This is a genomic window from Marilutibacter maris (assembly GCF_003233695.1).
Taxonomy (GTDB): Bacteria; Pseudomonadota; Gammaproteobacteria; order Xanthomonadales; family Xanthomonadaceae; genus Marilutibacter; species Marilutibacter maris.
In genome coordinates this window covers 3,011,222-3,025,633 of the sequence record NZ_CP029843.1, presented here as the reverse complement: position 1 = coordinate 3,025,633, position 14,412 = coordinate 3,011,222, and the positions used below count along the sequence as shown (strand labels likewise).

Sequence of the window (14,412 nt, the reverse complement as noted above, 5' to 3'; positions counted from 1 at the left end):
GACATGACTGAGGAAAGCCACGACATCGACCGCCTGCTCGAGATCATGGCGCGCCTGCGCGACCCGCAACGCGGTTGCCCATGGGACGTCGAGCAGGACTTCGCCAGCATCGCGCCGTACACGATCGAGGAGGCCTACGAGGTCGCCGATGCGATCGACCGCGGCGATATGGCCGATCTGAAGGACGAACTCGGCGACCTGCTGCTGCAGGTGGTGTTCCACGCGCGCATGGCCGAAGAGCAGGGCGCGTTTGCCTTCGCCGATGTCGTCGCCGCGATCAACGACAAGATGGTGCGTCGCCACCCGCATGTGTTCGGGGACGCCTCGGTCGAGGATGCGCGGGCGCAGACCGAGGCCTGGGAAGCGCAGAAGCGGCGCGAACGCGAGCGCAACGGCGACACCGACGGCTCGGCCCTGGCCGGCATCGCGCGCGGTCTGCCCGAGTGGCAGCGGGCGGTGAAGCTGCAGAAGCGCGCGGCCCGGGTCGGCTTCGACTGGCCCGGCATCGACCCGGTCCTGGCCAAGCTGGAAGAGGAGGTCGGCGAGGTCCGCGCCGAGTTCGACGCGGACGGCAAGCCACCCGCCGACACCGCCGCGCAGGCACGGCTGGAGGAGGAGATCGGCGACCTGCTGTTCGTCGCCGCCAATGTCGCCCGTCACGGCGGAGTCGACGTCGGCAGCGCGTTGCGCCGTGCCAATCTCAAGTTCGAGCGCAGGTTCCGGGCGATGGAGGCGATGGCCGCCGCCGACGGCACCCCTCTTGAGAAGCTGGGCCTGGACGCGCAGGATGGTTACTGGGAGCGGGCCAAGGCGGGCGAATGAGGCCGCCGTCCCGCTGCCGGGACAATCCAATCACTGAGCATCATGGCGGGGGGCTTATGAGCTGGTGGTCGAAACTGTTCGGCAGGCGCAGACAGGCCGCGGGCGAACACGCGGTGATCGTCTCCTTCGATTACGGGTCGCGGGATCTGACACCGCTGCTGACCCTGGGCGAGAGCCTGCGCGAGGCGGTGCGCAAGGCCGGGACCGGCGAGTACGACGGTCACGAGGTGGCCGAGAACGGCAGCGACGGCGCCTTCTTCCTGTACGGCCCCGACGCCGACCGTCTGCTGGAGAGCGTGCGCCCGATGCTGCTGTCCAGCGGGCTGCTCAAGCACCCCAGCGTCCGCCTGCGCTATGGTGAGGCCGGCCGCAACGCGCCTGAAACCGTGCTTGAGATAGGCTGATGGCGAGACGTTTCAACAGCTTCCGCGAGTTCTATCCGTTCTATCTGGACGAACATCGCGACCGCACCAGCCGCCGGTTGCACTTCGTCGGCAGCTGCGGGGTGCTGGCGCTGGTCGCCGTCGCGATCGTCCAGGCCAACGCCTGGTGGCTGCTGGCGGCGCTGTTGTGCGGGTACGGATGCGCCTGGGTCGGTCATTTCTTCTTCGAGAAGAACCGTCCGGCGACCTTCAGTCACCCGTTCTATTCGTTCGCCGGCGACTGGGTGATGTTCAGGGACATCCTGACCGGGAAAATCCGGTTCTGAGAGCCGTGTCACACGCGGGTGGTCGCTGCCCGCGGTGATGGAGGTTCACGGTCGCGGCGTTCAGCCTGGAGTGGGGGATTTGACCGAATCTGGCGGCTGCTTTCACAGGGCATCGACCTTGTCGAAGGCAGCCTTCACGAAACTGAAGACGCAGGAGCTGGTATGCAAGGCACACGCGAGGGCGGGTTGGTCCTGATCGTCGAGGACAATCGCAACATCTCCGAGATGGTCGGCGAATACCTCGAGGGGCGCGGATTCGAGGTCGATTACGCCGCCGATGGTGTGGACGCCTACCGTCTGGCGACCGACAACAACTACGACGTGATCGTGCTCGACCTGATGCTGCCGCGGATGGACGGCATCGAGGTCTGCAAGCGTCTGCGCGAGGAAGCCCGCAAGTCGACCCCGGTGCTGATGCTGACCGCGCGCGACACCCTCGACGAAAAGCTCAGCGGGCTGTCGGTGGGGGCCGACGATTACCTGACCAAGCCGTTCGCGATCCAGGAACTGGAGGCCCGCCTGCGCGCGCTGATCCGCCGCGAGCGCCGCCAGGTCGGCGGCGAGGTGCTGAAGGTCGCCGACCTGGTACTGGACCCGGCCAGCCTGCGGGTGACCCGCGGCGGCAACGAGCTGCAGCTGTCGCCGATCGGCCTGCGCCTGCTGACGATCCTGATGCGCGAGTCGCCGCGGGTGGTCAGCCGGCAGGAGATCGAACGCGAGATCTGGGGCAATGGCCTGCCCGATTCCGACACCCTGCGCAGCCATCTGTACAACCTGCGCAAGACCATCGACAAGCCGTTCGACAAGCAGCTGCTGCATACCGTGCAGAGTGCGGGCTATCGGATCGCGGACATCTCGCAGTCGCCGGACTGACGGCGCCTCCGGTCACCCGCCACCATGTCGCACGGCCTGCCGCGCCAGATCAAACTGGTGTTCGTCCTCCAGGCGCTGATCAGCAGTCTGCTGATCGCGATGGGCATCGTGCTGCTGGGCATGGCGGTGCGCCACGGCATCCTGCATCACCGGATGCAGGCCGAGGCCGAGGCCTACTGGTCGCAGCGGGAGCGGGATCCGGCGCATCCGCTGCCGATGACCTCGAACATGGAAAGCTTCCTCGATCTGGGCGATGCGTCCAGACCCGAGCACACGCTGCCCGAGGGATTCCAGGCCCTGTCCGAAGGGCTGCACTGGCTGCCGTCGCGGCGGCTGAGCGTGTACGTGGACCGGCGCTCCGAGGGCACGCTGTACCTGCAACTGGCGGCCGGCGACATCGAGCTGGCGATCCTGCTGACCGGCCTGTCCAGCCTGTTGCTGGCGATGCTGACGATCGCGGTGATCTCGTGGCTGAGTTACCGCACCTCCAAACGCCTGGTATCGCCGGTCAGCTGGCTGGCCAACATCGTCTCGCGCTGGGATCCGCGCTCGCCCGATACCGAGGCGATCGCCAGCGACGAACTGCCGGTCGACGCCGGTCGCGAAGTGCGTTCCCTGGCGCGCGCGCTGCGTGGCCTGGCCGGTCGGGTCGAGGAGTTCGTCACCCGCGAGCGCGACTTCACCCGCGATGCCAGTCACGAGCTGCGCACGCCGCTGACCGTGATCCGGGTCGCCGCCGACCTGATGCTGGCCGATCCGGAGGCCAGCGTGCAGACGCGGCGCTCGCTGAGCCGGATCCAGCGCGCCGGACGCGACATGGAGTCGGTCATCGAGGCCTTCCTGATCCTCGCGCGCGAGGCCGAGATCGCCCCCCAGAGCGAGGAGTTCGAGGTCATCGACGTGGTCCGCCACGAGGTCGATCGGGTGCTGCCGTTGCTGGAGGGGCGTCCGGTCGAGCTGACCGTCGACGACCGCGGCGCGCCGCGCCTGTACGCGCCGCCCAACGTCCTCAACGTGATGCTCGGCAACCTGCTCAGCAATGCGGTCCGCTTCACCGAGAGCGGGCGGATCGACGTGCAGGTCCACCCCGACCGCATCGAGGTGCGAGATACCGGGATCGGCATGAGCCGCGAGGCGCTGGCGCGGGTGTTCGACCCGTTCTACCGGGTCGACCCCGAGCGCGACGGCCGCGGCATGGGGCTGTCGATCGTGCGCCGGCTCGGCGACCGCTTCGGCTGGCCGGTCGCGTTGCACAGCGCGCCGGGCGAAGGCACCGTGGCCACGATCCACTTCGAGCTGTAGGCGTTCCGGTGCCCGTGCCGGACCGGACGACGGGCATCCACGGCTGTCCCCGGGCTGAATCCGCGGCGCGGCGCGGACCGGGCCTGTCAACGCTCCCGCCGGGCGGGCGTTGAAGCCGATACCTTTCCCGCATCGATCCGGTCCGGCCGCCTGATGAGCGCTTCCTCCCGTTCCCCCGTCACCTCCCGCCGTCGTTCCTGGGGCCGCCTCGGCACGATCGCCGTCGTCGTCGCCGCGCTGGCCGCGGGCGGTTACTACCTGAGGCAGCGCAGCGCGGAAGCGTCGTCCTCGGCCTATCGCAGCGCGCAGGTGGAGCAGGGCAGCATCCGGGTCGGGATATCGGCGACCGGCAGCCTGTCGGCGATATCCACGGTCGATGTCGGCAGCCAGATTTCCGGCCAGGTCACCGAGGTGCTGGCCGACTACAACGATCATGTCGACAAGGGCCAGGTGATCGCGCGCATCGATCCGAGCACCTATCAGGCGCAGATCGCCCAGGGCGACGCCTCGGTCGCCAGCGCCCGCGCCAGCCTCGCCACCGCGCAGGCGGCCCTGGCCAACGCCGAGGCCGACTACCGGCGCAAGAGCGCGCTGGTCGGCCGCCAGTTGGTCGCGCGCAGCGATGCCGACCTCGCCCTGGCCGCCCGCGATCAGGCGCTGGCCCAGGTCGCCTCGGCGCGCGCGCAGATCGATCAGCAGATCGCCTCGACCCGGACCGCGCGGCTCAACCTCGATCGCACGGTGATCCGCTCGCCGGTCGACGGCGTGGTGCTGACCCGTTCGATCGAACCGGGCCAGACCGTCGCCGCCAGCCTGCAGGCACCGGTGCTGTTCCAGATCGCCGAGGACCTGTCGAAGATGGAGATCGTGCTCGCCATCGACGAGGCCGACATCGGCCAGGTCAAGCCCGGGCAGGCGGTGGCCTTCACCGTCGACGCGTTTCCGGATCGCCGCTTCCGCGGCGAAGTGCAGCAGGTGCGGCTGTCGGCGACCAACACCAGCAACGTGATCACCTATCCGGTCGTGGTCTCGGTCGACAACCGCGAGCAGTTGTTGCTGCCGGGCATGACCGCCAATGCCGAGATCGAGGTGGAGAGCCGCGACGACGTGCTGCGGGTGCCGAACGCGGCGCTGCGCTACCGCCCCGACGACGGCGAGTTGGCGACGCCGGCGGCGCCGTCGCGGCGCTCCGGCATGCAGGACGAGTTGCCGCGGATCGCGGCGGCACTCGATCTCGAGGCCGGACAGAAAGGTCTTTTCGATACCGCGCTGGCGGCGATGCGCGAGCGTGCGCAGGCCCGGCGCGAGGCCGCGGCGGCGGGCGATCAGGGCGGCGGCAGCGTGCTGTTCGGCGGCGGTCGTGGCCGTGGCGGTCCGGGGGGCGGCGGTTCGGCCGGCAGCGGCGGGATGGATGGCGCGCTGCGCCAGCGCATGGTCGAGCGCTTCAACCAGCAGTTCGAGGCGTTCCGCGCATCGCTCGACGAGGGTCAGCGGGCGCGGTGGGATGCCGAGCTGACGGCCCTGGTCGGCGCGCGCCGCGCGCCGTTGTACCGGTTGCGCGACGGCCGGATCGAAGCGGTGGCGGTGCGCGTCGGCGCCAGCGACGGCAGCTGGACCGAGGTGTCCGGCGACATCGCCGACGGCGATGCGGTGGTCACCGGCCGCGAGCGCGGCGCCCAATGAATGCGGTGACGGATACCCGGGAGGATGCTCCGGCCGTGATCCAGACCATCGGCCTGGGCAAGGTCTACGCGGCCGGCACCCCGGCCGAGGTGATCGCGCTGCGCGATGTCGACATGCGCATCGGGTCCGGCGAACTGGTGTCGATCATGGGACCGTCGGGCTCGGGCAAGTCGACCCTGATGAACCTGATCGGTTGTCTGGATACGCCCAGCAGCGGCCAGTACCTGTGCGGTGGCACCGATGTCGCCAGCCTCGATGCCGAGCAACGCGCGCAACTGCGGCTGGAGCGGATCGGCTTCGTGTTCCAGGGCTTCAACCTGCTGGGCCGGATGAGTGCGCTGGAGAACGTGGCGATGCCGATGGGCTATGCCGGCATCCCACGCCCGCAGCGCCTGCAGCGTGCGCAGGAAGCGCTGGCCGCGGTCGGCCTGGCCGAGCGTGCCGGGCACCGGCCCAGCGAGCTGTCCGGCGGCCAGCAGCAACGTGTCGCGATCGCCCGCGCGCTGGTCAACCGGCCTTCGATCCTGCTGGCCGACGAGCCCACCGGCGCGCTCGACAGCCGTACCGGCGAGGAGATCCTGGCCTTGTTCAAGCGCCTGCAGGACGACGGCCAGACGGTGGTCCTGATCACCCACGACCCCGGGGTCGCGGCGCACTGCGACCGGGTGATGGAGATGCATGATGGGCGAATCACCGCGTGAGGCCGTGCCCCGTCGGCACCGGCTGCGGTGATGAGCGCCCGGCCATGGGCTGCTTGCATCGCAAGCGGCGGGCGCACATGGAGGTGCGCCCCGGACTTGTCTCGCGAAGCAGGATGCGAAGCCGAGCAAGGCCGGGCCGGTGGTTGGAGTACAGGGGTGTCGCGCCAGGGACGGCATCCGAGGCTGAGGTATCTGGAGATATGTACGCATGAACCTGCTCGAAGTCCTGCGCACCGCCGCCTTCGCCCTGCGCGGCAACTGGCTGCGCAGCGCGCTGACCTCGCTGGGCGTGATCATCGGCATCGCCGCGGTGATCGTGATGGTCTCGGTCGGCCAGGGCACCCAGGCCGAGATCGACAAGCTGGTGTCAGGGCTGGGTTCGAACCGCCTCGACATCAGCCCCGGCGCGGGCCGGCCGATGGGGGGCGTGCGGATGAGTTCGAGCAGCTTCTTCACCATCAACGAGGGCGATGCCGACGCGATCCGCCGCGACATTCCCGAGGTCGAGTACGTCGCCGCGTCGCTGCGCGGCGGTACCCAGGTCGTGTTCGCCGAGAACAACTGGTCGACCCAGTGGCAGGGCGTGCAGCCGGACTTCTTCTCGATCGAGAGCTGGGAGATCGCCAGCGGCGCCGCGTTCGAAGCGCGCGACTATTCCAGCGCGGCCAAGTCGGTGATCATCGGCGAAACCCTGCGCCGCGAGCTGTTCGGCGACAGCGACCCGATCGGTCAGACCCTGCGCGTCGGCCGGGTGCCGTTCACCGTGATCGCCACGCTCAAGCCCAAGGGGCAGGGGGGGTGGGGTCAGGATCAGGACGACATCCTGCTGGTGCCGCTGGAGACCGCGCGCCGGCGGCTGATGGGCGCGATGGCGCTGCCGCCGGGCGCGGTCCAGCAGATCGCGCTCGGGGTCGCCGACGCCGACGACCTGTCCTACGTGCAGGGCGAGGTCGAGGCGCTGTTGCGCCAGCGCCATCGCATCCAGCCCGGTGCCGAGGACGACTTCCGGGTCCGCAACATCGCCGAGATCATCGAGACCCGTACCGCGACCACGCGGCTGATGTCGCTGCTGCTGGGCGCGGTGGCGACGATCTCGCTGGTGGTCGGCGGCATCGGCATCATGAACATCATGCTGGTGTCGGTGACCGAGCGGATCCGCGAGATCGGCCTGCGCATGGCGGTCGGTGCCGGCCCCTCCGACGTGCGCCGGCAGTTCCTCGCCGAGGCGATGCTGATCTCGCTGATCGGCGGCGTGCTCGGCATCGCGATCGGCGTGGTCGGGGCGCTGGTGGTCGGCCGTATCGGCTCGTTGCCGGTGGCGCTCAACGGCCAGGTGATCGGGCTGGCGGCCGGCTTCTCGATCTGCACCGGCCTGTTCTTCGGCTACTACCCGGCGCGCAAGGCCTCGCAGCTGGATCCGATCGAGGCGTTGCGGCAGCAGTAGGCGCGGCGCTCAGGGCGCGACCGGGCGGGCGAGGATGCCGTAGGCGCGGCTCGAGCCCAGCGTCAGGCCGCGGCCGTCCGGCGCCGGCGAGATCGAGAAGCTCTTGCCGACGTAGCGGCCGTCCTCCTCGCGCTCGAACGCCATCGTCACCGGCGCCGTCCCGGCATGGTCGGAGTGGATGCGCAGGATCAGGCGTTCGCCCTCGAAGCCGACCTCGTAGGAAGCCTCAAGCTCGTCCGCGCGATAGCGGCCGGGATGGATCGTTGTGGCGTCCGCGGCCGACTCCGTGTTTCCAAGTGCCACCCCGTACAGGGCGAGCGCCTGTTCGCCCAGGGCCTGGGCGTTGCGGTCGCCGCGGTTGCACAGCACCGCGACGCCGATGCCGGCGTCGGGCAGGTGGGCGAAGGCGCTGCGGAAGGCCTCGGCCGATCCGCCGTGCTGGATCACCCGCTGGCCGCCGCGTTCTCCGACCAGCAGACCGCCGGCATAGGCCAGCTGCTGCTTCGGATGCAGGGCGACGCTGCCGTCGAGCAGGGTGCCGGGCTTCAGCAGGATGCGGCGGATCTCGGCGGTCCAGACGACATGCCCGCTGGCGAGATCGGCCTGGTAGCGGGCGAGGTCGTTGATCGAGGTCATCAAGCCGCCGGACCCGCCGAAGCGCGGGTAGGTGTCGCGGACGACGAACGCCCCCGCCTGGTCGATGTAGCCATGGGCAACGTTGCCGCCCTCGGCGTCGCCCTGCAGGATGTGGCTTCGCCGCATGCCCAGCGGATCGAGCACGTGGCGCTTGAGATAGTCGGGGAAGGACTCGCCGCTGACCCGCGCGACCACTTCGGCCAGCAGCAGGTAGCCGCCGTTGGAGTACAGGTACTGCGTGCCTGGAGCGAAGTTGGTGGTCTGCTGGCGGTACAGCAGTTCCAGCGCCGTCTCGCGGGTGTTGCCGGAGGCGCTGCCCAGTCCGGCCATGCGGATCAGCGACAGGAAGTCGCGGACGCCTGAGGTGTGGTGCAGCAGCATCGACAGGGTGACCGGAGCGCTGTACCGCGGCAGCTCCGGGATGAACTCGCGGACGTCGTCGTCCAGCGACAGCTTGCCGTCGGCCACCAGTTGCGCGACCGCCAGCGCGGTGAACTGCTTCGACACCGACGCCGCGTAGAACAGGGTGTCGCCGTCGATCGGCCGGCCGGCGTCGACATCGGCGAGTCCGGCGAAGGCCATCCGATCGGCCTGGCCGTCCCGGAACAGTCCGACCGCGCAGCCCGGCGCGCCCGCTTCGCTGGTGCCGGCGACCAGCGATTGCAAGGACGGTTTGCCGGCCTCCGATGCCCAGACCGGCGCGCAGGCGGCGGCCAGCAACACAACAGCGACGCGCTTCATGACTCCAACCTCCAGCAGGCCCGGACGGACCGCGCGGTCCGTCCGGGTGACGGGCGTCCGATGCTCAGAAATCGAACCTGACGCCGACATTGTAGGTGCGGCCGATCACATCGTAGAGCGAGCGCACGGTGGGGAAGCCGCCGGTACCGGTGATCGGCGGGTCCTTGTCGAACACGTTGCGGACCGATGCGAACAGGCTGATGTTGCCGTTGGCGCCGGTGTGGAAGTCGTAGGAGCCGCCGAGGTCGAAGTAGGTGCGCCCGGAATGGGTGAGGATGTTCATGTCCTTGGCGGTGTACTCGTTCTTGATCCGCCCGCCGCCGACGTGGCGCACGCCGGCATTGAAGGCGAGGTCGCCGATCCGGTAGTTGGCGTACAGGTTGCCGCGCCAGCGCGGCGACCCGCCGATGCTGGCGATGGTCGGCTGGTCGGTGCTGCCGGCCATGTCGATCACGTTCTGGCCGTCGTCCAGGCGCAGGGTGTCGACGTAGGACAACAGGCTGCGCAGGCCCAGTTGTCCGTTGCCGACCGGCAGGCTGTAGGACAGCTCGAAGTCGGCGCCGCTGACCCGCATCGTCTGCAGGTTCTGCGGGGACACGTTGACGTGGTCGATCTCGCCGCTGACCGGATCGCGCACGATCAGGTCGCAGACCGCGGCCTGGCCGTCGTAGCAGCGTTCGACGATCGAGCGGGCCTGGAAGGTGGTGATCGCCTTGTCGACGTCGATCCGGTAATAGTCCAGAGACATCACCAGGTCGGGCAGCGGATTGAGCACGATGCCGGCGGTGGTGGTGTCCGCCTCCTCGGGCTCGAGCTCGGCGTTTCCGGAGGTGATCGACTGCACCGAGTAGGTGCTGCCCAGCTCCGGGTCGAACACGTTGAAGATCGCCGTGGTCGAACCGCCGAACAGCTCGGCCAGCGACGGCGCGCGGATGTCGCGCGACTGGGTGGCGCGGAACCGGATCAGGTCGTTGACCTGCCAGGAGCTGCCGAGCTTCCAGGACACGACTGTGCCCGAGGTGCTGTAGTCGGTCATGCGCGCGGCGAGGTTGAGGTCGAGCGAATCCGCCCAGGCGGTGTCGACGGCCAGCGGAACGACCAGTTCGCCGAAGGCTTCCTTCACCGTCACCGAGCCGCTCCAGGGCACGGTGTTGCCGGTGTTGAACGCGCCCGCCATCGACAGCGGATCGGAGGTGACCACCGCCTTCTCGCGGCGCCATTCCAGGCCGGTCGCCATCGACACCGGGCCGGCCCAGGTCTCGAAGGGCTCGCCGCGCAGGGTGGCGCTGGCCGCATCCTGGGTGATCCTCGACATCGTGTGCGAGGTGCCAAGGACGTAGTCGCGCGCTTGCTGCGAAGGCGCGCCCTCGCCGAACAGGTTGATCGGCTGGCAACCTTCGGCGCGGGCGGCGGCGTCGCGGCAGACGGCGGCGCCGGTGACCGGGTCGATGATCGAGTCCAGCGCGTACTCGAAGGTGGAGGTGATGCGCTTCTTCGACGAATGCAGGTTGGTCTCGCTCTCGCCGTGGGTGACGTAGGCGTCCCAGCTCCAGTAGTTGTCGAGATAGCCCTCCAGGCCGGCGACGAAGCGCGCGGTCTCGCTCGATTTGTCGTTGAAGGCGCGGGCGTAGTCGCGGTTGTAGCGGCCTATGGTGAAGCTGGTCAGGCCCAGATCGTCCATCGACTGGGCGATGCTGTCGGGAAGGAAGGCGTTGTCGCGCTTGATCGTCAGGCTGGAGTCGTTGCGGGTCAGGCTGTCGTAGCGGGTCTTGGATTTGGCCCAGGACGCCTCGACGAAGCCGGTGATCGCCGGCGAGAACTCATAGGAAACGCGCCCGTAGGTGCTCTGGCGCTCCAGCGGCGCCTCCAGCACGAACGCCGCCGAACCGTCGGCGCCGTCGCCGCCGACCATGCTCGACTTGGTGACCAGGTCGCCGTACTCGAACGGGATCGGGTTGCCGTCGGCATCGAACTGGATGCCCTTGAGCGGGCCGCTGTTGATGACGCCGCCGTAGGACCTGTTGGCGTCGCGGGTGTTGCGCACCAGCAACAGACGCGGCTCGTCGTTGTCGGGGGTGTAGGCCGGATTGGCGATCTTGCCCCAGCCGGCCGCGCCCCAGTCGCGGCTGTCGAGCCGTTCGATGCCGTCGCTGCTGGCGCTCTCGGCGGCCAGCAGCAGGTGGCCGCGACCGTCGGCGAAGGCGTGGCCGAAGGCGATCGAGCCGAGGTTGTTGTCGCGATCGCCGTGGCTGGTGGTGCCGGCCTGGAGCAGGCCCTTGAAGCCTTCCAGGCCGCGATCGAAACGGAAATTGACCACGCCCGCGACCGCGTCCGAGCCCCAGGCCGCGGAGGCGCCGCCGGTGACGATGTCGACGCTGCTGATCAGCGCCTGCGGCACCGAGTTGATGTCGACCGGCCCCTGGATCTGGGTCGGCACCACGCGCTTGCCGTCGACCAGGACCAGGGTGCGGTTGAAGCCAAGGCCGCGCAGGTCGAGGTAGTAGCCGCCGGCGTACTGCGAATTGTTGGTGGTGCTGACCGGAGTCAGCGACGGGCGCACCGACGGCATCTGGTTGACGACCTCGGCGACGTTGGTGGCCGCGGTGGCATTGATCTCGTCGGTGGTGATGCTGGTGGTCGGGGTGGGGGCGCTGAAGCCGCCACGCATCACCCGCGACGCGGTCACCGTGACCTGGTCCAGGTCGGTGGCGGACGCCTGTGCGGCGGGCTCGGCTGGCGCCTGCGCCTCTGCAGTGGATTCCTGAGCGAGCGCGCCGCCGGCGCATGCCCAGACCGCCAGTACCGACGCGCAGGCATGCACCAGCCTGTGCCTGCGAACCGGGGCGTGTCGCTGCGGATGGTCCGCGAACGGGCGGGAAGGGTGTGGGGCCGAGCTGGCTGACATTTTCTTGGCGCGCACTTTCTCTCTCCGGTGATGCGGTTGATGTCGCGTGTTCGCGGGGTTGTCCGATCGTGGTGCGTGGGCGCCTGGTATCCGTGTCCGCTGTCGTCGTCCGGCCCCGCCCTCCGCGGTCGATCGCCATTGCCCGGGCGCGGGTCCCTGCCGCGCCGACGCAAAGGCGCCCCTGGTCCAAAGGCCGCGTTTTCGGTGGGCGTGTATTGCAGCGACGTGAAACGGGCCTTTCAATGCACCTTAGCCAGCGGGTTCGACGTCAACCAATGAAAAGGCACGGCGCGGGGATAACTTGAGGTTATCCATGGACGCAGGCTGGGAAGGGAGCTGCGTGGATGCGTCGGACACCCGTCGCGTTGGTGTCGGCGGGCAGGGCTTTACCCGATCAGTTCGTCGAGCAGTCGCGTCTTGACCAGCTTCAGGAACCGCTTCTGGATCGTGCTCAGGCTCTCGCCCTCGCGGCAGGTGGCATACAGCGGCACGTCCAGGCGCGGCTCCAGGATCCGGGCCTGGATGCCGTCGGTGTCGGCATCCATCGCCGTGAACGGATCGACCAGGGCCATGCCATGGCCGTCGGCGACCAGCGAGCGGGCCAACTGGTAGGTCTGTACCCAGATCGAGACCTCGGGCGCGGGATCGATGTGCTCGATGTGGGTTCGCAGCATCCGCCCCAGGCCGTCGTTGGCAGCGATGCCGATCATCGGGCGCCCGGCCAGCGCGTCGACAGGGATCGGGGCGCCGGTGTCGTCCCACCAGCCGGCCGGCGCGATGACCCTCACCGGCGCGCTGCACAGCGGTTCCTGGTGGATGCCCGGGTGGTGGATCTCCTGCAGGGTCAGGCCGATGTCGCTTTCGCGCACCAGCAGCGACCGGAGCATCTCGCGCGAGTGTTCGGTGACCAGCTCGATCGAGGCGTCGGCGAATTCCTGGCGGATCCGGGTGATCGCGGCCGGGACCAGGCGGGTGGCCAGGGTCGGGATGCTGACCACCCTCAGCGGGTGGTGTCCGGACTGGCGGATGCTGCCGCACAGGCGCTCGAGTTCGCGCAGCTCGTCGAACACGCGTTCGACCCGATCCTGCAACAGGCGTCCCTCGCGGGTGATCCGCAAGCGTCCGCGCACGCGGTTGAACAGTTTGAAGCCCAGTTGCAGTTCCGCGTGCTGCAGCAGCTTGGTCGCGGCCGGCTGGGTGATGTTGAGTATCCGGGCCGCCCCGGTCAGCGTTCCCGCCTGCAGCGTTGCCTGGAATATCTCGATGTGGCGCAGGCGCATGTCGGTCCCGGTCGCACTGTGGATACGTCGTCGAACGGGGATTATCGGGTCTTCGCCGGGGCGGCCGGAACCTCCATCGGTCATGGCTTCCAGAAATTCAGGAAGCCGGTGATCACCAGCGCGTTGGCGAAATCGATGAAGAACGCGCCGACCAGCGGCGCGACCAGGAAGGCGCGTGGTGCCATGCCGTAGCGCTGCACCAGGGTCTGCATCACCGCCATCGCGTTGGCGGTGGTGCCGAGCATGAAGCCGACGAAGCCGCCGCCCATCACCGCCGCGTCATAGTCGCGCCCCATCACCCGGTAGACCAGGCCGGCCGCGAACAAGGTCACCAGCAGGGCCTGGGCGACGAGGATCGCCAGCAACGGCAGGGCCAGCCCGGCCAGTTCCCACAGTTTGAGGTTCATCAGCGCCAGGGCCAGGAACATCGCCAGGCAGACGTTGCCGATCACCTCGATCGTCGGCGCCGACAGCTTCAGCCATCCGGTGCGGTCGTCGACATTGCGCATCAGCGCGCCGACCAGCATCGCACCGACATAGGCCGGCAGGGTCAGCCCGATCGCGCCGAAGCCCTTGCTGATCCACGCACCCAGCCACATCGCAAGCAGGATCCACACGACGCTGCGCAGCGCATGCGCTTCGCGCATCTGCGCGGACGCGGCCCCGACGGCGGTGTCGTGCGACGGGGCGCTCGCCGGCGCGCCGGTCGCACCGGACCCATCGCCTCCCGGCGCATGCAGGCCGTGGCGACGCATCAGCAGGGTCGCCACCGGCCCGCCGAGCAGGCCGCCGCAGATGATCCCGGCCATTGCCGCGGTGATCGCGACCGACTGCGCGCCGGCCACGCCGGCTTCCTGGAACAGCGGCGCGAACGCCAGCCCGGTGGCCGGCCCGCCGGCCATCGTGGTCGAGCCGGCCAGCACGCCGAACAGCGGCGACAATCCGAACAGGCTGGCGATGGCGATGCCGGTCAGGTTCTGGATCACGGTGAATGCGCCTGCCAGCGCGAGGAAGATCATCACCTGCCGCCCGCTGACGCGCAGCAGCGACAGGCTGGCATGGGTGCCGATCGCGGTGAAGAACGCCACCATCAGTGGCGTCTGCAGGCTGGTGTCGAGCGAGAACAGGGTGACATCCATGCCGTGGGCGAACAGCGAGGCCAGCGCCAGCAGCAGGCCGCCGACCACCGGGGCCGGGATGTTGTAGTGCGCCAGCACCGGGATGCGTCGGCACAGGGCGTGGCCGACGAACAGGCTCAGCCCCGCCAGTGCCAGGGTCTGGGTCGCGTCCAGTTCAAGCATCGGGCCTCCCGTTGC

12 protein-coding genes are annotated in these 14,412 nt (G+C 69.2%); 8 read left to right on the top strand and 4 right to left on the bottom strand.

Features of this window, described 5'->3' with window-relative positions:
- The first annotated feature begins 3 nt into the window (after positions 1-3).
- The 8 genes from mazG (at position 4) to C9I47_RS13435 (ending at position 7,534) form a co-directional block, all read left to right on the top strand.
- Positions 4-822 (top strand): nucleoside triphosphate pyrophosphohydrolase, encoded by an 819-nt coding sequence (gene mazG, locus C9I47_RS13470; protein ID WP_111267204.1) that lies wholly within the window; start codon positions 4-6, stop codon positions 820-822.
- A 56-nt stretch (positions 823-878) separates the two neighbouring features.
- Entirely contained in the window at positions 879-1,226 is a 348-nt protein-coding gene (locus C9I47_RS13465; protein WP_111267203.1) for a hypothetical protein, read from the top strand.
- On the top strand, positions 1,226-1,531 hold the full coding sequence (locus tag C9I47_RS13460) for a DUF962 domain-containing protein (RefSeq protein WP_111267202.1): 306 nt from the start codon (positions 1,226-1,228) through the stop codon (positions 1,529-1,531). Before C9I47_RS13465 ends, C9I47_RS13460 begins: the two co-directional genes overlap by 1 nt.
- 162 nt (positions 1,532-1,693) lie before the next feature.
- A complete protein-coding gene (locus C9I47_RS13455; protein WP_111267201.1) occupies positions 1,694-2,404 on the top strand; it encodes a response regulator transcription factor in 711 nt (236 codons plus the stop codon).
- Between the two features lie 24 nt (positions 2,405-2,428).
- Positions 2,429-3,706, top strand: a complete 1,278-nt coding sequence (locus tag C9I47_RS13450) for a sensor histidine kinase (RefSeq protein ID WP_111267200.1) — start codon at positions 2,429-2,431, stop codon at positions 3,704-3,706.
- A gap of 153 nt (positions 3,707-3,859) precedes the next feature.
- Entirely contained in the window at positions 3,860-5,389 is a 1,530-nt protein-coding gene (locus C9I47_RS13445) for an efflux RND transporter periplasmic adaptor subunit (protein ID WP_111267199.1), read from the top strand.
- A 35-nt stretch (positions 5,390-5,424) separates the two neighbouring features.
- Positions 5,425-6,090 carry an ABC transporter ATP-binding protein gene (locus tag C9I47_RS13440; protein WP_223250139.1) on the top strand — a complete coding sequence of 222 codons (666 nt, stop codon included), beginning with the start codon at positions 5,425-5,427 and terminating at the stop codon, positions 6,088-6,090.
- Positions 6,091-6,298: 208 nt separating this feature from the next.
- Entirely contained in the window at positions 6,299-7,534 is a 1,236-nt protein-coding gene (locus tag C9I47_RS13435; protein ID WP_111267197.1) for an ABC transporter permease, read from the top strand.
- A gap of 9 nt (positions 7,535-7,543) precedes the next feature.
- Here the strand turns inward: C9I47_RS13435 and C9I47_RS13430 are convergent, their stop codons facing one another.
- The 4 genes from C9I47_RS13430 to gltS form a co-directional block, all read right to left on the bottom strand.
- Entirely contained in the window at positions 7,544-8,911 is a 1,368-nt protein-coding gene (locus C9I47_RS13430; RefSeq protein ID WP_190238513.1) for a serine hydrolase domain-containing protein, read from the bottom strand.
- Between the two features lie 64 nt (positions 8,912-8,975).
- A complete protein-coding gene (locus tag C9I47_RS13425) occupies positions 8,976-11,732 on the bottom strand; it encodes a TonB-dependent receptor (protein WP_190238512.1) in 2,757 nt (918 codons plus the stop codon).
- A 470-nt stretch (positions 11,733-12,202) separates the two neighbouring features.
- A complete protein-coding gene (locus C9I47_RS13420; protein WP_111267194.1) occupies positions 12,203-13,096 on the bottom strand; it encodes a LysR family transcriptional regulator in 894 nt (297 codons plus the stop codon).
- Positions 13,097-13,176: 80 nt separating this feature from the next.
- Entirely contained in the window at positions 13,177-14,397 is a 1,221-nt protein-coding gene (gene gltS, locus C9I47_RS13415; RefSeq protein WP_111267193.1) for a sodium/glutamate symporter, read from the bottom strand.
- Positions 14,398-14,412: the final 15 nt, after the last annotated feature.